The sequence below is a fragment of the Corynebacterium nasorum genome, assembly GCF_022345765.1.
Classification (GTDB): domain Bacteria; phylum Actinomycetota; class Actinomycetes; order Mycobacteriales; family Mycobacteriaceae; genus Corynebacterium; species Corynebacterium kefirresidentii.
In genome coordinates this window covers 273,909-295,378 of sequence record NZ_JAKRDR010000001.1, presented here as the reverse complement: position 1 = coordinate 295,378, position 21,470 = coordinate 273,909, and the positions used below count along the sequence as shown (strand labels likewise).

At 58.2% G+C, this 21,470-nt stretch carries 22 protein-coding genes and 7 tRNA genes; 7 read left to right on the top strand and 22 right to left on the bottom strand.

The features are described 5' to 3' along the window. The 16 genes from MHK04_RS01420 to MHK04_RS01345 all read right to left on the bottom strand — a co-directional run bounded on the left by MHK04_RS01420 (position 1) and on the right by MHK04_RS01345 (position 9,431). A complete protein-coding gene (locus MHK04_RS01420) occupies positions 1-462 on the bottom strand; it encodes a hypothetical protein (RefSeq protein ID WP_086587568.1) in 462 nt (153 codons plus the stop codon). After that, positions 462-1,565, bottom strand: a complete 1,104-nt coding sequence (locus MHK04_RS01415) for a glycosyltransferase family 4 protein (RefSeq protein ID WP_200287399.1) — start codon at positions 1,563-1,565, stop codon at positions 462-464. Before MHK04_RS01415 ends, MHK04_RS01420 begins: the two co-directional genes overlap by 1 nt. Beyond that, positions 1,565-2,509, bottom strand: a complete 945-nt coding sequence (locus MHK04_RS01410; RefSeq protein WP_239207626.1) for a phosphatidylinositol mannoside acyltransferase — start codon at positions 2,507-2,509, stop codon at positions 1,565-1,567. Before MHK04_RS01410 ends, MHK04_RS01415 begins: the two co-directional genes overlap by 1 nt. Positions 2,510-2,549: 40 nt before the next feature. Continuing rightward, positions 2,550-3,155 carry a phosphatidylinositol phosphate synthase gene (pgsA, locus tag MHK04_RS01405; RefSeq protein WP_049360666.1) on the bottom strand — a complete coding sequence of 202 codons (606 nt, stop codon included), beginning with the start codon at positions 3,153-3,155 and terminating at the stop codon, positions 2,550-2,552. Further along, on the bottom strand, positions 3,148-3,747 hold the full coding sequence (locus tag MHK04_RS01400) for an HIT family protein (RefSeq protein WP_408918441.1): 600 nt from the start codon (positions 3,745-3,747) through the stop codon (positions 3,148-3,150). Before MHK04_RS01400 ends, pgsA begins: the two co-directional genes overlap by 8 nt. Then, the gene (gene thrS, locus MHK04_RS01395; RefSeq protein WP_239207625.1) at positions 3,734-5,797 is read right to left on the bottom strand and encodes a threonine--tRNA ligase; all 2,064 of its coding nucleotides are present in this window, start codon (positions 5,795-5,797) and stop codon (positions 3,734-3,736) included. The genes MHK04_RS01400 and thrS overlap by 14 nt, the downstream gene beginning before the upstream one ends. A 77-nt stretch (positions 5,798-5,874) precedes the next feature. Next, complete coding sequence (locus tag MHK04_RS01390) at positions 5,875-7,101, bottom strand: Dyp-type peroxidase (RefSeq protein WP_200287396.1); 1,227 nt, start codon at positions 7,099-7,101, stop codon at positions 5,875-5,877. A gap of 2 nt (positions 7,102-7,103) precedes the next feature. After that, on the bottom strand, positions 7,104-7,706 hold the full coding sequence (locus MHK04_RS01385) for a copper chaperone PCu(A)C (RefSeq protein ID WP_200287394.1): 603 nt from the start codon (positions 7,704-7,706) through the stop codon (positions 7,104-7,106). Next, on the bottom strand, positions 7,706-8,272 hold the full coding sequence (locus MHK04_RS01380) for a copper resistance CopC family protein (protein ID WP_200287392.1): 567 nt from the start codon (positions 8,270-8,272) through the stop codon (positions 7,706-7,708). The genes MHK04_RS01385 and MHK04_RS01380 overlap by 1 nt, the downstream gene beginning before the upstream one ends. A 201-nt stretch (positions 8,273-8,473) precedes the next feature. After that, positions 8,474-8,701: a hypothetical protein gene (locus MHK04_RS01375; RefSeq protein ID WP_023021418.1), complete on the bottom strand. Its 228-nt coding sequence runs from the start codon at positions 8,699-8,701 to the stop codon at positions 8,474-8,476. A gap of 102 nt (positions 8,702-8,803) precedes the next feature. Continuing rightward, positions 8,804-8,879: transfer RNA gene (locus MHK04_RS01370), tRNA-Gly, on the bottom strand. A 44-nt stretch (positions 8,880-8,923) separates the two neighbouring features. Next, positions 8,924-8,995: transfer RNA gene (locus tag MHK04_RS01365), tRNA-Val, on the bottom strand. Positions 8,996-9,022: 27 nt separating this feature from the next. Continuing rightward, positions 9,023-9,093 (bottom strand) — tRNA-Cys (locus MHK04_RS01360). 30 nt (positions 9,094-9,123) lie between these two features. Further along, positions 9,124-9,199: transfer RNA gene (locus MHK04_RS01355), tRNA-Gly, on the bottom strand. A 38-nt stretch (positions 9,200-9,237) separates the two neighbouring features. Then, a tRNA-Val gene (locus tag MHK04_RS01350) sits at positions 9,238-9,309 on the bottom strand. Positions 9,310-9,355: 46 nt separating this feature from the next. Beyond that, positions 9,356-9,431 (bottom strand) — tRNA-Gly (locus MHK04_RS01345). Positions 9,432-9,676: 245 nt separating this feature from the next. On the opposite strand from MHK04_RS01345, the gene MHK04_RS01340 reads away from it, so the two are divergent. From MHK04_RS01340 to msrB, 5 genes are all read left to right on the top strand, one after another. Then, positions 9,677-9,751 (top strand) — tRNA-Val (locus tag MHK04_RS01340). Positions 9,752-9,823: 72 nt separating this feature from the next. Next, on the top strand, positions 9,824-10,726 hold the full coding sequence (locus MHK04_RS01335) for a DMT family transporter (RefSeq protein ID WP_034655382.1): 903 nt from the start codon (positions 9,824-9,826) through the stop codon (positions 10,724-10,726). A gap of 72 nt (positions 10,727-10,798) precedes the next feature. Continuing rightward, positions 10,799-11,497: a pyrimidine reductase family protein gene (locus MHK04_RS01330; RefSeq protein ID WP_023021416.1), complete on the top strand. Its 699-nt coding sequence runs from the start codon at positions 10,799-10,801 to the stop codon at positions 11,495-11,497. Between the two features lie 6 nt (positions 11,498-11,503). Beyond that, positions 11,504-12,499 (top strand): glycosyltransferase family 87 protein, encoded by a 996-nt coding sequence (locus tag MHK04_RS01325; protein ID WP_239226968.1) that lies wholly within the window; start codon positions 11,504-11,506, stop codon positions 12,497-12,499. A gap of 165 nt (positions 12,500-12,664) precedes the next feature. Continuing rightward, a complete protein-coding gene (gene msrB / locus MHK04_RS01320) occupies positions 12,665-13,069 on the top strand; it encodes a peptide-methionine (R)-S-oxide reductase MsrB (protein WP_239207623.1) in 405 nt (134 codons plus the stop codon). 124 nt (positions 13,070-13,193) lie between these two features. Here the strand turns inward: msrB and hemQ are convergent, their stop codons facing one another. After that, a complete protein-coding gene (hemQ, locus tag MHK04_RS01315; protein WP_034655844.1) occupies positions 13,194-13,895 on the bottom strand; it encodes a hydrogen peroxide-dependent heme synthase in 702 nt (233 codons plus the stop codon). A gap of 213 nt (positions 13,896-14,108) precedes the next feature. Here hemQ and MHK04_RS01310 point away from each other — a divergent pair, with 213 nt between their 5' ends. Then, complete coding sequence (locus MHK04_RS01310) at positions 14,109-14,702, top strand: DUF3000 domain-containing protein (RefSeq protein ID WP_232212620.1); 594 nt, start codon at positions 14,109-14,111, stop codon at positions 14,700-14,702. A gap of 1 nt (position 14,703) precedes the next feature. Then, on the top strand, positions 14,704-15,948 hold the full coding sequence (locus MHK04_RS01305) for an HRDC domain-containing protein (RefSeq protein ID WP_023021411.1): 1,245 nt from the start codon (positions 14,704-14,706) through the stop codon (positions 15,946-15,948). Positions 15,949-15,969: 21 nt separating this feature from the next. Here MHK04_RS01305 and dxs read toward each other — a convergent pair whose 3' ends face one another. From dxs to dut, 5 genes are all read right to left on the bottom strand, one after another. Further along, a complete protein-coding gene (dxs, locus tag MHK04_RS01300) occupies positions 15,970-17,895 on the bottom strand; it encodes a 1-deoxy-D-xylulose-5-phosphate synthase (protein ID WP_023021410.1) in 1,926 nt (641 codons plus the stop codon). Between the two features lie 128 nt (positions 17,896-18,023). Beyond that, positions 18,024-19,247, bottom strand: coding sequence for a class I SAM-dependent RNA methyltransferase (locus MHK04_RS01295; RefSeq protein WP_239207622.1), 1,224 nt, complete (start codon positions 19,245-19,247; stop codon positions 18,024-18,026). After that, positions 19,240-19,968 carry a DUF3159 domain-containing protein gene (locus tag MHK04_RS01290; protein ID WP_023021408.1) on the bottom strand — a complete coding sequence of 243 codons (729 nt, stop codon included), beginning with the start codon at positions 19,966-19,968 and terminating at the stop codon, positions 19,240-19,242. The genes MHK04_RS01295 and MHK04_RS01290 overlap by 8 nt, the downstream gene beginning before the upstream one ends. A gap of 17 nt (positions 19,969-19,985) precedes the next feature. After that, positions 19,986-20,933 (bottom strand): DUF3710 domain-containing protein, encoded by a 948-nt coding sequence (locus tag MHK04_RS01285; RefSeq protein ID WP_200288992.1) that lies wholly within the window; start codon positions 20,931-20,933, stop codon positions 19,986-19,988. A 48-nt stretch (positions 20,934-20,981) separates the two neighbouring features. Beyond that, entirely contained in the window at positions 20,982-21,455 is a 474-nt protein-coding gene (gene dut / locus MHK04_RS01280; RefSeq protein WP_086587552.1) for a dUTP diphosphatase, read from the bottom strand. Positions 21,456-21,470 lie beyond the last annotated feature (15 nt).

Sequence of the window (21,470 nt, the reverse complement as noted above, 5' to 3'; positions counted from 1 at the left end):
CTACTCAGCCAGCATGTAGTCAAAGTATTCCGGCAGCTTTGCGGTGCCGCCCAGATGGAAAAGCCGCACCGCAGGGCGCAGACGCAAAGCACGAGTATCGCTGACCGCTTCGTTATAAAAGCGGTGGGCGAGCTGGATACGCCCTTCGGCGTCGGCAAGCGCAGCGGGGCGGCGCTCTGCGGGAAACTCCCGCACAATGGCGGCAGAAAGCTCCCGCTCGGCCAGCGTGCGCGGTTCGAAGTGGCCTTGGTAAAGCTCGGTGGATTCGGCTCTTTGGGCCAGGGCCGCCAGGCCCGGTGCCACTGCCGCTGTGACCGCTGCCCTGCGGTCTAGGGCCGCCTGTAGCTGTGCCAGCGAGGCATCGGTGCGAATGTGCAGTGAGTTGAGCCGCTGAGCGGTAAAAAGCGCCCAGGACCCCACGATGATGAGCAGAAAGAGGACTAGCGCAATTTCAATGGCCATTAGCGCTTCACCCTCACCTTGGTTCCGTCCTGGACGGTTTCATAGACCTGCATAACAGCTGCTGCCACATGGTCCCAGTCATACGTGCTGGCACGCTCGACACCATTGCGTGTCAGCCGAACCCGGTACTCGGCATCATCAAGCACCTCACTTAAGACGCGCGCCAGATCTTCACTATCCTCATTGCGGAAGAGTGCGCCGGCAGGCTCATCAGAATCGGCGTTGCACACCGCGCGGAAGGCTTCAAGGTCAGAAGCAACTACTGCCGCGCCGGCCGCCATGGCCTCTACTAACACAATGCCGAAACTTTCGCCCCCAGTATTTGGGGCCACGTATACATCGGCGCGGCCGAGGATCTCGGCCTTTTCGGCATCGCTGACTCGGCCGACAAAATCTACGCCTTCTACCTCGCGAGCACGGCCGCCACCCATGATGGTAACGCGGAGGGGGTGGTCTATCTGGCGGAGCGCACGAAGCAGGATATCCAGCCCCTTGCGCGGCTCGTCGAGCCTGCCTAAGAAGACTACTTCTAAAGGATCTCCGGGGGCCTTGGCTGGGCTGCGGCGCCGTGCCTGCGCGTATACCGATGTATCCACGCCGTTGGGAATGAGGACTGGGTCTCCGCCCAATTGCTCCACCTGCCAGCGGCGCGCCATATCTGAAACCGCGATACCGCCGCGGATCTTTTCCAAAAAAGGCGCGAGGAAAGGCTTGGCAAGGGTCAAGACCAGCGAGCTCGACGCGGAGGCGTGATACGTGGCCACCAACGGTCCCTGCGCTACGGCCAGCGCGGTCATGGAAAAGCTCGGGGAATTGGGCTCATGGATGTGCAAAACATCAAAGTCGCCATCTTTGATAAAGCGTTTGACCTTGCGCGTTACCTGAGGTCCGACGGACAGGCGGGCCACCGAACCGTTATAAGCAATGGGAAAAGCCGGGCCTCCCTTGACCACAAAATCAGGCAGCGGCGTGGAGTCAGAAGCGGGGCCGATGACTTGAACATAGTGCCCTTGCTCTATATATACAGTGGCTAGATCAAGGATATGGGCTTGAACTCCGCCCGGTTCATCAAAGGAGTAGGGGCACACGATGCCGATCCGCATTATTTCTCGTCTTCCTGCCGTGCACCAGCGTGGCGGCTATCACGGGCCTTGTGCGCGGCGCGCGCTTGCCGACGCCTCTCAATATCGACATTCCACTGCGGCTGCAGCATATGCCAATCCTCCGGATGCCGGCGAATATTGGCAGCGAAGCCATCGGCCATGCGTTGCGTAGTCTCTTGTACGTTTGTTACCTCAAGTTCCGGAGACACCGATAGGCCCCAGCCCTCTCCCTTAAACCATGAGTGCACCACATGGAGGGCGGCACCAGTCTCCAGCGCAAGGCGGGCGGGTCCGGCGGCCATATTGGCCTCCTCCCCCATGAAATCTACGCTCACACCACTTCGAGTCAGGTCACGCTCGGCCAGCAGGCACACCACGCCGCCAGCTTCTAATACTTCTTTGAGGCGAGCAAAAGGCGAGGCTTCGCCCCCGGTGAGGGGAAGGACCTCAAAACCGAGGGTTTCGCGGTAGTCCACAAAGGCGTCGAAAAGCACTGCGGGCTTCAAGCGCTCTGCGACAGTGGTGAACTGGCCATAGTGGCCCACGAGGAAGACACCCGCCATGTCCCAATTACCCGAATGTGGGAGGGCCAAAATAGTGCCGCGTCCGGATTGAGCGGAAGCATCAAAATGCTCGAGACCTTCCAAGCCGCTGAGTAAGCGCTCGTGCAGGCTGGCATCGCCGTGGATAGCCGGCAGGCGGAAGGCCTCCATCCAATAGCGCATATAGGAGCGAACGGAATCGCGTACCAGCGCGCGGGTAACGTTTTCTGGCCCCACCACGCGGGCAAGGTTGCGGCGCAAGCCTTCCATTCCGCGGCCATTGCTGCTGGCAAAATCTGCGCCCCACCGAAACAGCGTGCGCGCAATGGGCTCAGGCAGCCGACGCACCACCTTCCACCCCGCGAGGTAGCCCGCCGCGGAGAGGTCTTCTTTATCCCACATGGTGTTAAAACCTCCTGGTTTTTCGGTGGTGCTCAGCGAGCTAGTGCTGCTCCTGGCGGGCAGCGATGACCATGCGCTGGCACACGGTGAAGATGGAGCCAACGGCAAGGATCCACAGCGCTACCTCGATAGCATGCGGAACGCCAAGGCCCTCAAGGCCAATGCCGCCCAAGCCCAAGATAAGCCGCTCAGGGCGCTCGATGAGGCCGCCGACCATCTTGAACCCAGACGCCTCTCCCCTAGCCTTGATATAGGAAATGACCTGGGAACATACCAAGGTGACAAAGCAAGCGATGACCGTAATGCGGGAAGAATCCGCGGAATAAATCAGCCACCACGCAATAGCGCTAAACAAGGCACCATCGGTGATTCGATCGCAGGAAGCATCCAAGGTCGCGCCAAAGGCGGTGGCTTTGCCAGTCAGACGCGCCATGGTGCCGTCGAGCATGTCAAAGGCGGCAAAGAGGCCGGATAATACGGCAGCGGAAAACAGGTGACCGGTAGGAATGAGGATCACCGAAATAGCAATGGTGACAATGGTTCCCACAATAGTGACCACATTCGGGGTCAGGCCCAGCTTTAAAAAGGCCTTCGCTATAGGTTCCACCACCACGGCGGCGGGCTTTCGCCCATGCACGCTAAGCACGCGAATCCTCCTCTTCCATCTCGCGCCAACCTTCTGCCAGCACGCGGCGTGTATCCTGCAGAAGCTGCGGTAATACCTTAGTCCCATCAAGGACAGTCATAAAGTTACTATCCCCAGGCCACCTTGGCACCACATGCAGGTGCAGGTGATCTCCCACGGAGCCTCCTGAAGCGCGACCCAAGTTCAAACCTACGTTAATGGCCTCTGGGTGAGAGACGCGTTTGAGTACCCGGATAGCCTTTTGCGCAAACTCCATCAGCTCTTGAGATTCCTCTTGCGTTAGGTTCTCAAGCTGAGATTCTTTACGGTACGGCACCACCATGAGGTGTCCAGCGTTGTACGGAAAGAGGTTTAGCAATGCATAAACGCTCTTGCCGCGGGCGATGATGAGCCCGTCTTCGTCGCTACCCTGCGGGGCGGCAACGAAGGGGTCCTCAGAGCGCTTGGCTATATAAGCCATGCGATAAGGTGCCCACAGCCGTTCTAGACGGTCCGGGTCGCCCGCGCCTGAGTCAACGAAGGTCCCCTCCACCGCTCCATTGTCGAAAGCGGCGGAGCTTTCGGTCTCGCGCGTCTTTTTAGCGTCGGGCAATGATGAGCTCTTCAGTCGGCTGCTCGTTATTGCGTTCTGCGACCCACGCAGTGATGAGTTCCACAGCCTCATTCACTGGCACACCGTTGACCTGGGTGCCATCTAGGAAGCGGAAGGACACGGCGCCGGCTTCCACATCGCGGGCACCGGCGACCAGCATGAATGGGACCTTTCCGGTGGTGTGATTGCGAATCTTTTTCTGCATGCGGTCATCGGAGGTATCCACATCGGCGCGGATTCCCTTCTGGCGCAGCTGTGCGGCAACTTCTTCAAGGTGCGGGGAGAATTCATCTGCCACCGGGATACCCACCACCTGGTGCGGCGCCAGCCAAGCTGGGAATGCGCCAGCGTAGTGCTCCAGCAGCACACCAAAGAAACGTTCAATGGAGCCAAAGAGCGCACGGTGAATCATGATCGGGCGCTTCTTTGTTCCGTCCGAAGCGGTGTACTCCAGCTCGAAACGCTCGGGCAAGTTGAAGTCCAATTGCACGGTAGACATCTGCCAGGTACGGCCAATGGCATCGCGGGCCTGGACAGAAATCTTTGGACCGTAGAACGCGGCGCCGGCTGGGTCCGGTACCAGCTCCAAGCCAGACTTTTCCGCGACCGACTGCAAGATGGAAGTCGAGCGCTCCCAAATCTCGTCGGAACCGACGAACTTATTCGGATCCTTGGTGGAAAGCTCCAGGTAGAAATCAGACAGGCCATAGTCCTTCAGCAAGGAGATGATGAAGTCTAGGACCTTGGTAAGTTCTTCTTCCAGCTGTTCTTCGGTGCAGTAAATGTGCGCGTCGTCCTGGGTAAAGCCGCGGGCACGGGTCAGACCGTGGACCACGCCGGACTTTTCGTAGCGGTAGACGGTGCCGAACTCAAATAGGCGCAGCGGTAACTCGCGGTAGGAACGGCCACGGGATGCAAAAATCAGGTTGTGCATCGGGCAGTTCATGGGCTTGGCGTAGTAGTCCTGCGGCTCCTTGACGGTATTGCCTTCTTCGTCATACTCGCCATCGAGCTGCATTGGCGGGAACATGCCATCGGCGTAGAAGTCCAGGTGGCCCGACTTCTTGAAGAGATCACCCTTGGTGATATGCGGAGTGTTGACAAAGGAATAGCCGGCCTGGACGTGGCGGTTGCGAGAGTGGTTTTCCATCTCCATGCGCACGGTGGCACCATTCGGGTGGAATACCGGGAAACCGGAGCCAATCTCATCTGGGAAGGAGAAGAGGTCTAGCTCTTGGCCCAAGCGGCGATGGTCGCGCTTTTCAGCCTCTTCCACCATGGTCTGGTAGGCCTCCAGGGCCTCCTTGGACTCAAAAGCGGTGCCGTAAATGCGCTGCAGGCCAGCCTTAGACTGATCTCCGCGCCAGTATGCAGCAGAAGAGCGGGTTAGCGTGAAGGCCGGGATGTACTTGGTGGTTGGAACGTGCGGTCCGCGGCAGAGGTCGAACCACTCTACTTCCCCGGTGCGCGGGTTGATGTTGTCATAGTGGGTCAGATCGCCAGAACCAACCTCGGCGGCCTCATCGGAGTCAGGGTCAACGTTGCCCTTGTCCTGGACCAGCTCGAGCTTGAAGGGTTCTCCGGCAAGCGCCTGCTCCGCTTCTGCAGCGGATTCGTAAACGTGGCGCTCAAAACGCTGGCCTCCCTTAATGATCTTCTTCATGCGCTTTTCAATCGCCTTGAGATCTTCCGGGGTGAAAGGCTCCGCGGTTTGAAAATCGAAGTAGAAGCCATTTTCAATGGCCGGGCCGATGCCCAGCTTGGTGCCGGGGAATTCGGCCTGCACGGCCTGCGCCATAACGTGGCCGCAGGAGTGGCGGATTACCGCGCGACCGTCTTCCTCGCAGGCGGCTACCGGGGTGAAGGTGGATTCCGTGTCGGGGGTGTGCGACAAATCAAAGAGAGTGCCGTCTTCACCGCGAACGACTACGACAGCCTCAGGGCCCTTATTGGGAAGATTGAGCTCTCGCATTGCTGCGCCCACGGCCTGGCCGGCGGGCACGGTGAAGGAATCGTAATTGACCGGTACTGCGGGAATGAGTTCCGCCATAATCGCGCTCCTTTATGCGCTCGTGCGTCGGCGGCATACCTGGCCGCGTCCGCTATTTAAATTTACGGATAGCTATTCTACAACCCTGCATACTCGCAAAGCGATTTCGCCCACCAAGATTCACGCCCATCCGCGTCGAGGGTGCCCGGCGGGCAGAAATACATAGCGGAGCCGATATGGGTCAGCCACTCATTCATCAGGTCAGATTTATCCAAACGGGCCTGGATAGGCTCGAATTGCTTGGTGGGATCCTGCTGATAGCAGATGAAAACCTGGCCGATATTGGAAAGCTGCCCATCCTTGCCATCGGGGGCCAGCTCATAGTTATACGGCCGGCGTAGGATGCGTTGCTCCGGATGATCAGCAGGTGGCGCGGCCACGGCCATGTGCGAGTTTTTATCAATCACCGGCAAGCCGTAGTCATCTACCGCATCGAAATCTGCAGCATCAAATTCTTCTTCACCGGTAAGCGGGGCGCCGGTGTCAAGCTTACGGCCCACCGCATTTTCACGGGAGGAGCGATCCAGCTTCTCCCACGTATCCACGTTCATGCGAATGCGACGCACCACCATGGCCGTTCCCCCTTGCGCCCACTTCGGCCCTTCATCGATCCACACTTGGGCTGCAAAATCTTCCTCGCTGCGCGGGTTAACGGTGCCGTCCTTTTGCCCGAACATATTGCGCGCAGTAGCGCCCTTTTCGTGGCTGCCATAGGCATTAATAAATCCCTGCTGCAGCCACTTCACACTGGCATAGTGCTCACCGGCTCGCACCATGTGGCGCAGTGCATAAGTATTCATCAACGGGTCATCGCAACAAATCTGAAGGACAATATCGCTTTGTCCCCATTGTCGTTGCAGCTCATCACGCTTAAAGGAACGCACATCTCCCAACCAGTGTGGTTTCTCCACGCCGAGCAGGGAGAATACCTTCTGGCCTAGACCGCAGGTGATGGTCAAGTTGGCGGGCTGTTGCACCATTTCCGGTTCCAGGGTGCCCAGCGGCGGCTCCCCCGTACACAGCGCGCGGGCGTCCTCGGTCCACAATTTCATCAGGCTGGCAAACCCCCGCTTGTCGACGCCCCTTTTAAAGTCAAACCCCACCAGATTCAGGTGAGCCTGCTCTGCGGTAGCAATGCCCGCCTGATGCTCGCCGTCAAAAGCCACGAGGGCGTCGGCAAGCGCAGGCTGTTCCTGTGCCCCAGCATCCGGGGAAGAGCCCTGGTTATTGCAGCCTGCCAACGCGAAGGCGCTGGTCGATACCGCAGCGCCAGTGAGAAATCCCCTTCTGCTGAACCCAGACATGGTTAGTGGTCGTGGCCTTCCTTATTGTGGGACATATCTCCGTGCTCCATGTGGGACATATCGTGGCCTTCCATATCGCCGTAGTCCTCATCCCCGGAAGGCATGCTACGCGTTTGGATCTCGCCCAGATCGAGCTCTTCGCCGCCTTCTAGCTTCACCTTAAGGTCAAGGGATTCACCGGGAGCGATGTGGTTTCCCATTTCCATGAGCATGAAGTGGTCACCGCCTGGTGCAAGTTCGTGGGACTCGCCGGCCTTGACCACCAACGGGCTCGACATTTCCTGCATCTTGCCATCGACGGTCTCATGGATCTGGTTCACCTTGGCATTAAGACTGGTGGAAAAACCGGTGATAGCGATGTCCTTATCGGTGTGGTTCACCAAGGTGCCAAAAATAGCAGTCATGTCTTTATCTTCGTTGGCACGCACGACCGCGTCTTCGAAGGTCAGGTCCTCGGCTGCGGCGGGGGAGGACTTCTCCGCAGCGCTGGAGGTGGCATCAACCTTCGACTCGGTGGAGTCATTTTGGTTCTGCGGGGAGCAACCCGCCAGGGCAAGGCCGGCCACAGTTAACCCCACAAGGGCAATGCTAGAAATCTTGGACATTATTTTTCACCTTCCGAATCAATGCGACGAGACTTGCCAATAAATAGGGCAACTACTGCGGCAATTGCCAAAACGCCGCCCACGCCCAAAATGATTTTCAGCGACATCGGCAGCCCCTCGGTTGCTTCCTGGTCTGTCGCGTCAGACTCGCCAGCCTCGGGGTTTTCGGCCCCGTCACCTTTAACGGAAAATTCCACACCACCGCGAGTAGCGTGTCCATCCGAAGACGTGATTTGGAAACCCACCTGGTAGTTGCCCGGCCCAGGGTTAACCCCCTCAGGAGTCTCAATTGTGAGGTCTCGTTCATGGAGCTGCGGTTCCTGGCTAAAGAGCTTCTCACCGGTATCGGCGTTGGTTACGGCAAAGGTGTTGAAGTCCTCTTTGGGGATGCCAGAAAACTCAAGGGTGATTTCCTTAGGGAACTCATCGAGTAGATCGCCGTCTTTGACCGAACCGCCAATAACGGAGTCGTGCGCGAATGCGGCAGGCATCGACCCGCCCAAGACCAGTGCGGCTGTGCCCACTGCTGCGGCTGTGCGGCGCAGCCAAGGTACGCGGTAGCCCATAGATAGCTCCTTTGTGATGTTGGAAAAGCACAAGTTGAATTGTCAGACATACTAGCCCCGCGACTTGCCATAGCGGCAATCACAAAAGCAGCGCGTCGAGTCATATGTCGGCTTGAACTGGGCTCGAGTTCCGCTTCCTTAATAAAAAGAGGTATTTATCACTATTTAAGCCAAGTTGACTCAATTCCAGCGGACCTAGCCTTAGGACCTCTCCCCCTGCCGGGCATTAAAAAACGGACCAGAAACCATCAGAGCAAAAATAACCAGGGCGACGCCAACACCGATGAGCGTCAAAGGCCACGCCCCGCTGCCACTGCCTCCAGCCGCATCTGCCGCAGTAAGGCCCATAAAGAAAAGCACAGTCCCCGAAACAAAAGACGCGAAGCCGCAGGCTCCAACCAATAGCGGTACCACTAGTGCGCGTGACATCTTTCCTCCTCCGCTTTGGGTTATGACTCTTCAAAGGCAAGCGTATCGCACAGCACACGGAAGGAGACAAGAAAAAGCCGCCCCGTCTCTGGGGCGGCTACATGGAGCGGATGACGAGACTCGAACTCGCGACCCTCACCTTGGCAAGGTGATGCGCTACCAACTGCGCTACATCCGCACAACAAACCGGAGTTTGCTACAGAGCCTAAAAAGAGACTCTCGTGCGCGATACTGGGATTGAACCAGTGACCTCTTCCGTGTCAGGGAAGCGCTCTCCCACTGAGCTAATCGCGCTTAATGCCCGAAGGCATTAAGAAGTTGAGGTGGAAACGGGAATCGAACCCGTGTGCACGGTTTTGCAGACCGTTGCCTCACCACTCGGCCATTCCACCGTGGCGATACCGCCTCACACAATACAGTGCTGGAGCGGATGACGAGACTCGAACTCGCGACCCTCACCTTGGCAAGGTGATGCGCTACCAACTGCGCTACATCCGCATGCGAAACCAGGCCCGGTTTCTAGGACAAAGTCCTTGTGCGCGATACTGGGATTGAACCAGTGACCTCTTCCGTGTCAGGGAAGCGCTCTCCCACTGAGCTAATCGCGCGCTATTCACTTAGAATCACTCTTCACAGGTAGCCCTTTGAAAAGCGTGGAGCGGATGACGAGACTCGAACTCGCGACCCTCACCTTGGCAAGGTGATGCGCTACCAACTGCGCTACATCCGCATTGCGCCGCAAACTTTTATTCCGTTGCGGTGCGAGAAGAAACATTATCGTGCTCCGCGCCAGTTTCCAAATCCCCAGCCCAGCGCCTTGCTTTTAACCGCCGATATTCCACGTTTGTACGTTCCCAAATCACACCGGTGTGATTCTTGTGGACCGCAGGCGCCCAGCCGCCTCCCGCTCATGAGTAGCCCTACGCAGCCAATTAGGTATTTGAATTTCAAGCGGTGTACATTTAGCCACCGCACGGTCCTATAGCTCAGTGGGAGAGCGTTCCGTTCACACCGGAAAGGTCACTGGTTCAATCCCAGTTAGGACCACCACTTCCCCGCCCAGCGCTCCTCTTCACAAGGAGCCTGGGCGGGTTACTTTGTGTGCCGGTAAAGTGTTCCGTCGTGTTGTGGATCCTTTTAGGCGTTATCGCTGGGCTCGTTTTGCCCGTACAGACCCTGGTTAATACGCGCTTGCGCTTGTCAACAGGCACGCCCTTTTCTTCTTCGCTTATCTCTTTCGCCGTGGGCACGGTGACCTTGCTCGTTATCGCCACCGCTGTCACCGGCGGTGAATTCGGCCTTTCCCGCACAGCTGGCCAACCACTGTGGATATGGTTCGGCGGTTTGCTCGGCGTAGTTGCGCTTACTGGGAATATTCTCCTATTTCCCCACTTGGGTGCCGTCCAGACCGTAGTTCTTCCCATCGCCGGTCAGATCATCATGGGGCTCGTCATCGATCACCTTGGGCTCTTTGACTCCCCTATATCCCCGCTGACCGTGGTTCGCATGCTAGGGGCTCTCATCGTCCTAGGCGGAGTAATCGCCATCGTCGCCGGCCCCGGCGCGCCCACGAAGCGTGAGGACAGTGCCACAGCGCTGTGGATGTGGCGCTTAGCGGGGTTTGTTTTTGGCTGTTTTACTGCAAGCCAATCCGCGATCAATGGTCACCTGGGCCAGATTACTGGCTCACCTGTTAGCGCGGCTTTAGTTTCTTTTAGCGTCGGGGTATCTGCCCTTGCCATTGTGAATATTGTTCTACGCTGGCGACCTCGCATTGAGCGCCCCGAGGGGAAGAACAATCCCTGGTGGATGTGGGTTGGTGGCGTCCTGGGTGCGTTGTTTGTTTTTGGCAACGCGGCTTTGGTACCACAACTGGGCACGGGGCTTACCGTGGTCGCGGCTCTGCTCGGCTCCATGCTGGGGTCCCTACTCATTGATCGCTTGCGTGGCGCCCGCGTAACGCTGCGCCAGGTAGCCGGCATTGCAGTGATACTGGTCGGCGTGATTCTCATCCGTCTGGTGTAGCCCGTCTTGCTGAGGTTATGGCGCTGTTATTGCCATGCTGGGCACTCGCCGCTCTGGCTACACTGGGATGACATGGATATCTCTTCGCTTTTGGGTCCTGATTCCCGCGGCACATTCACCATCCGTACGAATATGGTCAGCACATTGACCGGATCGGCGACGATGAACCATGTCTCAGAAGACATGGGAAATGACACCGATGGACAACTTTTTGCAGCTCTACGGGACTGGGCAGACGTGGTGTTGGTGGGCGCGCAAACGGTGCGCGCAGAAGATTACTCCGGCGTTGTTCCTAGCACCGATGGCTCGCGCCCAGCTCCTATTGCAGTGCCTTCTCGCAGCCTTGATTTCGATATCGACTCGGACTTTTTTACAGACTTTACTACCCCACCTGTCATCTTGGCCCCACACAGCAGCTGGGAGGATGAAGACATCGTTACCCGAATCGAGGCTATTGAAAGCACGGGGGCGGAGGTCTGCGATGCCGGTGAAGGAAGCGTGCGCGACTACATATCCGTCCTGAAGGATCGCGGGTTTAAGCGCGTGCTATGTGAAGGCGGACCAGGAATGATTGGGCAATTAGTGGACGCCGATGCGATTGACCAGATGTATTTGACCCTGGATCCGCATCTGTCTACCGGCGTAGAGACTCCGATGGCTACTTTTAAGGGCGAGCATTCCCACCGGCGCATGCAGTTGGAAAATGTCGCGGCCGATACGGATGGCACGGTGTTTCTGCGGTATTCCCGCACCCGCGAGGACGTAGACTAAGGGCCCGTGAATTCCCGAATCAATGTTGCCGCTTGGCCCGTGGCCGTATTGCTCGTTGTGCACCGCTTATTCATCATTGCGCGCAACGGCACGCCAACGGATGATTTCACCACCGTGTATAACGCGGTGGCGCGCATGTCCAGCAGCCAGCCGGTCTACGAGCAGGCCTATAACCACGTTGACCCGCTGTATCTGTATACCCCGGGAGCCACGCTGCTGCTTGCGCCATTAGGGCACCTAGACTTCTCACTTGCGCGAGGACTATTCATCGTGGCGAATGCGGCCGCGATCATCGCGGCACTGGCGGTGCTTACCCTTATAGTGGACCGCAAGCTCACCTCGCCCGTGTGGCCGGTATCTATTGCGCTGGCGTTTGTCACGGAGTCAGTGACCAATACGCTTGCCTTTACCAATATCAACGGCGTTCTCTTGCTGTGTCTGGCCGTGTTTTTGTGGGCCTTTTTGCGGGCCGAGCGCACCCCGTGGTTGGGCTGGGTGGCAGGCGTGGTCATTGGCCTTGCCATCGTCATTAAGCCGCAGTTTGCGCCGCTGCTCTTCCTGCCCTTGGTAAAGCTCCAGTGGCGCAGTCTCGCCGAGGGCATCGGAGTTCCGGTGATTCTCAATCTACTGGCGTGGCCGGTGGTGCCGGGCGCCAGCGGCTTTTTCGAAAAGCTGCTGCCCTATCTTTCGGAAACTCGTGACTATGCCAATTCTTCCTGGGCGGGTTTCCACGCCTACGTTAATTTTGGCGCCGGGTTGTATTGGACCGTGTGGCTGATTTTTGCCGGTCTTACGGCCGCAGCGATTCTCGGGCTTTTACGCTGGCGCAACTCCGACCCAACCTTGTGGGCACTGACCACTAGCGGGGCGATAATGGTGGGAATTTTCTTCCTGTCTTCCCTAGGCCAGCAGTACTATTCCATGTGGCTTTTCCCGCTGATGTTTACCGTTGTGCTCCCGCGCTCGGTATTTCATTCCGCGGGAGCGTGGTTGGCGGCATAACACATTTAGCCTGCGGTCTCGTGGGCGTCTACAGCGCACCCGGATGCTGGACGGTGGATGAATTTTTTCACGGCCACGGCAGGATGGGCGCTGCTTATCGTCGCAATTTTCGCTACGGTCGCTGGCTGGTGGCGTGCCGCGCGCAGAGCGGTTTAGACTCGGCCCATGACCGATTTCAAGCTCATTGCTGATACCGAATGGCGCCAGCGCTTAAGCCCCGAGGAATACTATGTTCTGCGTGAGGCAGGTACGGAGCCGCCCCATGTAGGCGAGTACACCAATACCACTACCGAGGGTGTCTATTCTTGCCGCGCGTGTGGAGCGGAGCTTTTCCGTTCCACGGAAAAGTTTGAGTCCCATTGTGGCTGGCCGTCTTTCTTCTCCCCGCTTGCCGGAGACAAGATCATCGAGCGAGAAGATAACTCGCTAGGCATGCGCCGAGTAGAGGTCTTGTGTGCCAACTGCGAATCGCACCTAGGCCACGTCTTTGAGGGCGAGGGCTACGACACCCCTACTGACCTTCGCTATTGCATTAACTCCATTTGCCTTGACCTGGAGGAAAACCGGTAGAAGGTGGCACCGCTTAAAGGGCCTCGACACAACTTACACCCCGTCACTAGCCTGGCTGCCAGGCTAGTGACGGGGCGCAGCCCGGGACGTCGCCAAGCAGGGCTTTTGCTGGGCGACGCTTCTTTTAGGGCAGTACTGCAATGAGTTCTGCTACGTCCTTGACGCGACGGCCGGTGTGGAAAGGAATTTCCTCGCGCACGTGGTGACGGGCTTCGGTATAGCGCATCAGGTACATCAGGTCGACGATACGGTGGAGCTCATCCGCCTCAAAGGCCAGAATCCACTCGTAGTCACCCAACGCAAAAGCCGGTACGGTATTAGCTCGCACATCAGGATAATCACGCGCTTGCATGCCGTGCTCCATAAGGATGCGGCGGCGCTTTTCCTCGTCCATGGTGTACCAGTCATAGGAGCGCACGAAGGGATAGACCGAGATCCACTCCTTTGGCTCCTCGCCCATGATGAAAGACGGCAGGTGCGACTTATTAAACTCCGCTGGACGGTGCAAAGCGTTGCCTACCCAGGTCACTTCGCTAACCTGGCCCAAGGTGGTCTCGCGGCGAAAGTCCCCAAAGACCTTCTGCAGGTCAGAGAATTCCTCGGCGTGCCACCAGATCATAAAATCAGCAGAATCGCGCATAGCCGTGAGGTCATAGATACCGCGCACCGTCACTTTGCCAGCCTCTTCAACGTCGGCGAAGAACTTCTGCGCTTGGGCGATGATTTCCGCTCGCTCGGTGCCGAGCGCCCCCGGGATCACCTTAAAAACTGCGTGCTGGGAATATTGCTGAACCGCATTGAGTTCCTTGTAGTCTAGCTTCGCCATTGCGTTCTCCTTTGCCAAAGCCTCTGGGTAATCGGACATATCCATCATAAGTTGGATATGAAACCTTGTCACTTCCCCCGCCGCGGGGATGCCGACACGCTCTCGCATCGGCGCGCCTCCCCCAGCTAGAGGCTGGGAAACTATAGCTTGAACGTCGTGAGCAATTCCGAATCGACCACCCCACGCAGCGCCGAGGCTTCCGCCCCCACTCCTTTGCACAGGCAAGCGGAAAGCCACGAACCAGCTACCCCCGCCGCATTCACCCAAGCAGTGGAGTCAATGCACGCGGCCGACCTGCGCCCCGAGATAACCCTGGGCTCCATTCGCCCACCGCAGCGCCTTGCGCCGTTTAGCCACGCTATCGGCCTCGAGGTGGGAGGCGAAGACAACCCAGACATCGTGCCCACTGATGCGGAAGGCGATGCATTTGGCCGCCTTATCTTGCTCCACGATCCGGGTGCTGAGGAAGCCTGGGAGGGCGCTATGCGCCTTGTGGCGTATATTCAGGCCGATATGGATGATGCCGTAGCAGGAGATCCGCTCTTGCCCGATGTGGCTTGGCAGTGGCTCAATGAAGGCCTAGAAGAGGAAGGCGCCGACCACACCAACTTGGGTGGCACCGTCACCTCTACCGCGTCCGTTCGATTTGGGGAGATTGGTGGCCCACCGCGCGCCTATCAAATTGAAATGCGTGCTTCGTGGACCGCTGAAGGCCTCGATCTGGCGCCTCACGTGCAGGCTTTTGCAAAGGTATTGGCTAACGTTGCCGGCCTCCCTCCTGAGGGCGTTACCAAGCTCGGCCACTAGAATGCCAGAATTGCGCAGCCGGCCGGTAGAGGGCATCCCGGCGGTCCTTGCTACCCGGGATGAATTCACCGCTGCCGCCGCACGCCTAGCTGCAGGTACGGGCCCGTTTGCCATCGATACTGAACGCGCCTCTGGTTATCGCTACGATGACCGCGCCTTCGTAGTTCAAATTCGCCGCTGCGGCGCAGGCACCATGCTTTTTGCCCCTGAAGGCCATCGCGCGGAGCTCACCGCTGCCCTCGCCCCAGTACTCAACGGGGCGGAATGGATAATTCATGCCGCGCATTCGGATTTGCCCTGCCTAGGGTGGCTTGGGCTATTCCCCGGCTCCATCTTTGATACCGAGCTAGCGGCGCGGCTCGCTGGTTTCGACCGCCCGAATCTGGGCACAATGGTTGCAGAGCTTTTTGATATCGAATTAGAAAAAGGCTACGGCGACGCTGACTGGTCAACCCCGCAGCTCAGCGAGGAACTCAAGGCCTATGCCGCACTAGATGTGGAGCTGCTCCTCGAGCTTGCCGATTCACTACGCGATATCTTGGCCGAACAAGACAAAATGGATTGGGCGCTAGAGGAATTTTCCTCCATTGTCCGCGAGCATGCCGGTGATACTCACCCGCAGCCACCTACTTGGCGCGACCTAAAGGGAGTCTCCAACCTGCGCAACGGCAGCCAGCTTACCGCCGCTCGTGCGCTATGGCTCAAACGGGACGCAATAGCTCGGCGCACCGATACTGCACCCGGCCGGGTTTTAGCGAATAAGACGCTGGTAGAAATTGCGCGCGCTCTCCCCACCTCTGGCAGCGATTTGGCCCGCATCAAGGGTTTTCCCCGCCGGCGCAAGGGGGCCACCGCCCGCTGGATGGCGGTGCTAAACCAGGCGCGCGCCATTCCCCCGCACCAGCGGCCTCGCGTGCACCGTACCCCGCATCCGGTCCCTTCCAAGACCATCTGGACTAAGGACTACCCTGATCTCTGGGAGATATATCAAACTATTCGCGCCGACATCGCGGAACTAGGCGATGATCTTGGAATGTCCTCCGAGCTTATTATCCGCCCCGCCACCGTGCGCGCCGCAGTATGGGCGAAGGTAGGGGTACGTGCTGATAAACGCCACCGCGGACCTGATTCTGTTGCCGGTTCCATCCGCCAGCCAGACGACGTCGCTGCGTTTCTCCGCGCGGAAGGCGCGCGCGAATGGCAAATAGAATTGACCGCCCCGCTTATCGTGGACGGTCTTTTCTAGAAGATATTTATCAGGACAGGCCTAGCCTTCATTTCCCAGCTCATTGGCATCAGCAGTGAAGTTTTCTACCCACTCGCTAATCGAGGCCGCCATAAGTTCAGGGGTAAGCCCGAATTCCTCTAGGACCTCGCCGCGCGAGCCGTGCTTAGGGAAGTATCCCGGAACGCCAAGTCGGCGCACAGGGGTATTTACCTCGGCTGCGCTGAGGGCTTCAGAAATCATGGAGCCAATACCGCCGCGTACAAGGCCGTCTTCTGCCGTAACCACCAGATCGTGGTCAGCGGCGAGTGCCACAATAGAACTTGGAACCGGCACAACCCAACGCGGGTCAACGACGGTTACGTTAACGCCTTGCTCTCCGAGCAGCTTCGCTGCCTCGATGCTGCGCGCGGACATGGCACCGATAGAGACGATAAGCACCTCTGGGGTGTCCTCGCCAGCGTCGGCTTCGCCGTAGTGGAGGATGTCGACGCCATCCCCCAAGGTTTCTACCGCATCCATATCCGGCAGCAGGTTGCCTTTAGGGAAACGAACTACGGAGGGGCCGGATTCGATTTCTAGCGACTCCCGTAAGAGCTCCCGCAGGCGCGCGCCATCGCGCGGGGCGGCAATGTGTATGCCCGGTACGATGCTCATCAGCGCCATATCCCACACACCATTGTGTGATGCTCCATCGGAACCGGTAACCCCGGACCGGTCGAGCACGATGGTTACTGGCAGCTTCAGCAGCGCAATATCCATAATGACCTGATCCACGGCTCGATTTAAAAAGGTGGAATATACCGCCACGACCGGGTGCATACCCCCGAGCGCGAGACCAGAGGCGGAGGTCATCGCGTGCTGCTCTGCGATTCCCACGTCAAAGAAGCGTTCAGGAAAGCGCTCTTGGAACGGCGTGAGCCCAGTCGGCCCTGCCATGGCAGCGGTAATGGCCACAATGTCTTCGCGTTTTTCAGCAGCAGCTACAAGCTCTTCTGAAAAAGCTGCGGTCCAGCCAGGCTGCTTAGTTCCTTTTGCCACACCGGTGACCGGATCAATAGCACCGGTTGAGTGCATCTGATCCTTTGGCTCATTGACGGCTGGGGCAAACCCATGGCCCTTTTCAGTAACCACATGCACAATGATGGGTCCGTCATAATCGCGGGCATAGGTCAGGGCATGCACCAAGCTATCGATATCGTGCCCGTTAATGGGACCGATGTACTTCATGCCTAGTTCCGGGAACATCTCGGTTGGCAAGACCGTAGACTTGACGCCTTCTTTCATGGCATGCAGGGCATCGAAGGCTCGCTCGCCTACCCAACCCATTTGTTTCAGGCGGCGCTTGCCCTGCTCCATAAGTTCGTCATAGCCGTGCTGAGAGCGGATACGACCAAGATTTTCCGAGAGGCCACCGATGGTGGGCGAATAGCTGCGGCCATTGTCATTGACCACAATCACCGCATTGCGGTCCTTGTCCTCGGAGATATTGTTGAGTGCCTCCCAGCACATACCGCCGGTCAGGGCGCCATCACCAACGACGCCGATAACGTTGCGGTGACCATCGCCGCGGATTTTAAAGGCCTTTGACAAGCCATCCACCGTAGACAGCGAGGCCGAAGCGTGCGAGGACTCGGTCCAGTCATGCTCGGACTCGCCGCGGTCCGTGTACCCCGAAAGACCATCTTTTTGCCGCAAGGTATCGAATTGATCGGTGCGACCGGTAAGCATTTTATGCACATAAGACTGGTGCGAGGTATCAAAAATAATGGGCTCGCGCGGGGAATCAAATACGCGGTGCAACGCTATGGTCAGTTCCACCACGCCCAAGTTGGGACCCAAATGTCCGCCTGTGACGGAAACCTTATCAATGAGACGCTGCCGAATCTCTGCCGCAAGCTCTTCAAGCTTGTCTGCGGACAGTGCCTTGAGATCCTGCGGCGAGTTAATGGTATCCAAGATAGTCATGGAGCGGCCTTCAACTCCTTCTGTGCTTAGTTCTTCTTTTCTACCGTACCCGCGGCGGGCGGTGAATATTATATTCCGGCTAGGGCGCGGCACCGTACCCGGCCGCGCCTGGGCACCTATGCGGCGCATTAGGCAGGGGTAATGAGCGCAATCGTTTCGAAGTGATGCGTTCCGGGAAACGCGTTAATGAGCGCCATTTTTCCAATCCCGTACCCGTGTTCGTCCCAGTAATGCAGATCGCGAGCAAAGGTGGCTGGGTCACATCCCACGTGCACGACCGCTTGGGGTGCAGCGGCCGCCACGGAACGAATCACGTCTTTGCCTGCGCCGGTGCGTGGGGGATCGAGGACTACAGCGCCTGGTTTAGGTAACTGCGCAGCAACCTGCTCCACCTTCGCGGATTTTAGTTCCACATCGCAGTCCGCCAGGCAGGGCTGCTCCGCTGCCGTTGCCGCTGGCGAATAATCCACGGAGATGACCTTGCCCTGCACGGCTGCTGCCAGTGCTGGAACGAAAAGCCCAACGCCGCCATAAAGATCCCAGGCGGTACGTTCCTGGTACTCACGTTGACCGAGCCACTCAGTTACCAGCTGGGTATACGCTGCCGGCGCCTGACTATGGGCTTGCCAAAAGGCAGTGGCGGGGAAGCTAAACGTCCTACTACCCACATGTTCTTGCACTTGGCCGCTGCCTTCTACCACCTCACGGATGGTCTCTACGCGGCGTCCGCGCGGGGCTTTGCGGGTTTCTACTACATGGCGGTCTCCCGCGCCATCGACAACAGCAATGACCTCTGCACCTGGGGTAAAACGACGTGCGCCTTCTCCGACGAGGCCGTCTGCCAATCCCGGAGCCAGCTGCGTACAGGCGGCTGCCGTAACGAGCTCATTGGACCGACGCTCACGGGTTCCAGCACGCCCTTGCTTGTCGACGCCCCACCGAACCCGAGTGCGCCAGCCCCTCACCGGCTCTAGGGTGTGTTGTTCAATGTCTAGGCCCGCACTGGTTTTAACGCCAGTGCGGCGCAGCTGCTCCGCTAAGATTTCTGCCTTAATCCCAGTTTCGGCCGCAGGATCTAGCTCTGCAAAATCGCAGCAGCCTGCCCCTTGTTCCGCAGCTGGGCACGACGATGGCACGCGCAGCGCACCCGGGGTCACTACACTGTCCAGGTCCGCCTTAATGAACGACTTCTTGACTCGGCCGGCCTTAGCCTTAACGACGTCTCCTGGAAATGCGCGTGGAACAAATACAACTCGCCCATCAGGCGCCTGGCCGATTCCTTCCCCGCCGTGTGCCATGCGGTCAATTCTCACCTCAAGAATATCGCCCCGGCTAATCGTAGGTTCAGTCATTTTCTACCTCGGCCTCTTGTAGTGGTTCTGGTTGTGCCTGCGTACGCTCACCCGCGCCTGTAGCTTCCTCCACAGCTGTGTCCGCGCGCCGCACCATCCACACGGTAAGCGCCGTTACCAGAAGGGTCAGGGGCCATCCCATTAGGATTCTGGTCACTCCCAATGCTGTAGTTGCATCGGCATCATAGATGGCGCGCTGGACAATAAAACGGGCGAGAAAGATTACCGCCCACCCACCGGTAGCTATGGCATAGGCCCGGCGCGCTGGGGTAATCTTCTGCCACTGCATTTCCTCGCCGTTAATCCCCTTCCAGATAACGCCCACCGCGGGCCACCGGAATAGGATCGAGAGTACGGCGGCAATGCATAGCGCCAACGACATCCAGATACCGTACAAGAAATACCCTTTGGCATCACCGGTAAACCAGGCGATTGCCGCACACAGAGCGACGCCCAAAAGCCCCGATATGGCTGGCTGAAGGGTCTCTTTGCGAAGCACCCTCCAGATAGCGATAGCAACGGCTACACCAAGCGCCGCTCCGAGGGCTGGGCCCAGCCCAAAAAAGTTATTGACTGGAATCAGCACAAGGACCGGCAAGGTAGCGGAAACGAGCCCGGATAGCCCACCCATTTGTTCCAATAGGGTGGGTTCGGCTTGAGACTCATTAGCGTCAAGGTTCTTTGCGTCCTGGGAGGACTGCGGCGAGGAAGAATGTGTCACGTGGTTTACTGCTTTGCCTAGTCTTTGGAAGTAGGTGCAGAACCCTCATCGGGGTCCTGCGGGGACGATCCATTCTCCCCCTCCTGTGGGGTGCCGCCCAAATCGCGCAAGTGCTGTTCCGCCTCTGCTTCTGCTGCAGGGTCTGGACCGCCAACGCCGTTTTCTGGGTGGTTCTGGGCATTAGCGGCTGCCTGCTGCTCCTGCTGGCGCTGGTCCATGGCCTGCTTGACTTGCTCTACGAGCTGCTCGGGCATGATGACCGGCAAAGCGTTTCCGGCCAAGATGGGGTCTTCTCCACGGTAGACAAAGGTGCGCGCGGCTACCTCGCGGGCCATTTCTGCCAGGTCAGCTTCCATTCCTGCCGGTGCCGCCAGCGTCATGCGCAGCATCCACCGTGGGCCATCTGCACCGATGACGCGAACCTGGCCATTGTCGTTTTTACCCACGACCTCAGCACCCCACGGGCCTGGCTCGGTAGTAACGGTGAGACCGTCGCGGCTCATGCCTTCCCTGATCTCCTCGACGGATTCTGCCCACTGGCCCGGCTTGCGTGGGGCGGCAAAGGCTACGGGGGTAATTCGGCCCACCTTGGTTACGATGTGCAGCATCCGCGGGCCTTGCTCGCCCATTTCTACTTGTACCTGGGATTCCTTTGGCAGTGGGATGCGCAGAGAGCCCAAATCTAAAATGCCGATGGAAAAGTCGCTGAAATCGAAAGTTTCGATATCTACGGAGTCACCATCAAAGGGGCCGGTCTGACCGTTGATAGCGTCATGGGCAAATTCGCGTGATTCATTGCCAGAAGCGGCCGCGGCATCGGCTGCGGTATCTTCTACCGGAGGATATGATTCCTGGGCATCTTTATCCACGGACTCGGGGCCCACCGGCTTTTCGCCCTTTGCTGCAGGCTTTGCCTGCTCCTTCTTCGCATCCTCGTTCTTCTTGCCAAAGGGCCAGATTCCCATGGTTGCTACATCCTTTCTAGAAGTTTCGTTAAGTCTCTATTGCTTTAGCTACACGCCGGTAGAGCCATAGCCACCGGCTCCCCGGTCGGTGTCATCCAATTCTTCGACCTCAGCAAATCCCACTAGTTCAACGCGCTGGACCACGAGCTGAGCGATACGCATTCCGCGTTCGATTTCGATTGGGGTATGCCGGTCGTGGTTGATAAGGCAGACTTTGATTTCCCCGCGGTAGTCAGCATCCACTGTCCCCGGAGTATTAACTACCGAAAGCCCTTGTTTAGCAGCCAACCCGGACCGTGGATGAATCAAACCGACTGTTCCTAGTGGCAGCGCAATTGCAATCCCGGTGCCTACAAGGGCGCGCTCGCCGGGTTGCAACGTAAGTGCTTCTGCTGCGTAGAGGTCCGCACCAGCGTCGCCGCGATGGGCGCGTTTCGGCAGCGGAAGCTCCTTGTCTAGACGCTTGACTTTAATATCGCCGAAAGGGCTTTCTGGCTGAGAATATGGAAACGAGTCAGTCACCTGGCCAATCCTACC

What these genes read in the sequence shown, in the direction of transcription:
- MHK04_RS01410 (WP_239207626.1), bottom strand. Translation starts at nt 2,509, where the DNA reads ATGTGGGATAAAGAAGACCTCTCCGCGGCGGGCTACCTCGCGGGGTGG.
- MHK04_RS01415 (WP_200287399.1), bottom strand. Translation starts at nt 1,565, where the DNA reads ATGCGGATCGGCATCGTGTGCCCCTACTCCTTTGATGAACCGGGCGGA.
- MHK04_RS01375 (WP_023021418.1), bottom strand. Translation starts at nt 8,701, where the DNA reads ATGTCACGCGCACTAGTGGTACCGCTATTGGTTGGAGCCTGCGGCTTC.
- dxs (WP_023021410.1), bottom strand. Translation starts at nt 17,895, where the DNA reads ATGACTATCTTGGATACCATTAACTCGCCGCAGGATCTCAAGGCACTG.
- MHK04_RS01385 (WP_200287394.1), bottom strand. Translation starts at nt 7,706, where the DNA reads ATGTCCAAGATTTCTAGCATTGCCCTTGTGGGGTTAACTGTGGCCGGC.
- MHK04_RS01305 (WP_023021411.1), top strand. Translation starts at nt 14,704, where the DNA reads ATGCCAGAATTGCGCAGCCGGCCGGTAGAGGGCATCCCGGCGGTCCTT.
- MHK04_RS01285 (WP_200288992.1), bottom strand. Translation starts at nt 20,933, where the DNA reads ATGGGAATCTGGCCCTTTGGCAAGAAGAACGAGGATGCGAAGAAGGAG.
- MHK04_RS01420 (WP_086587568.1), bottom strand. Translation starts at nt 462, where the DNA reads ATGGCCATTGAAATTGCGCTAGTCCTCTTTCTGCTCATCATCGTGGGG.
- msrB (WP_239207623.1), top strand. Translation starts at nt 12,665, where the DNA reads ATGACCGATTTCAAGCTCATTGCTGATACCGAATGGCGCCAGCGCTTA.
- MHK04_RS01390 (WP_200287396.1), bottom strand. Translation starts at nt 7,101, where the DNA reads ATGTCTGGGTTCAGCAGAAGGGGATTTCTCACTGGCGCTGCGGTATCG.
- hemQ (WP_034655844.1), bottom strand. Translation starts at nt 13,895, where the DNA reads ATGGCGAAGCTAGACTACAAGGAACTCAATGCGGTTCAGCAATATTCC.
- MHK04_RS01380 (WP_200287392.1), bottom strand. Translation starts at nt 8,272, where the DNA reads ATGGGCTACCGCGTACCTTGGCTGCGCCGCACAGCCGCAGCAGTGGGC.
- thrS (WP_239207625.1), bottom strand. Translation starts at nt 5,797, where the DNA reads ATGGCGGAACTCATTCCCGCAGTACCGGTCAATTACGATTCCTTCACC.
- MHK04_RS01295 (WP_239207622.1), bottom strand. Translation starts at nt 19,247, where the DNA reads ATGACTGAACCTACGATTAGCCGGGGCGATATTCTTGAGGTGAGAATT.
- MHK04_RS01330 (WP_023021416.1), top strand. Translation starts at nt 10,799, where the DNA reads ATGGATATCTCTTCGCTTTTGGGTCCTGATTCCCGCGGCACATTCACC.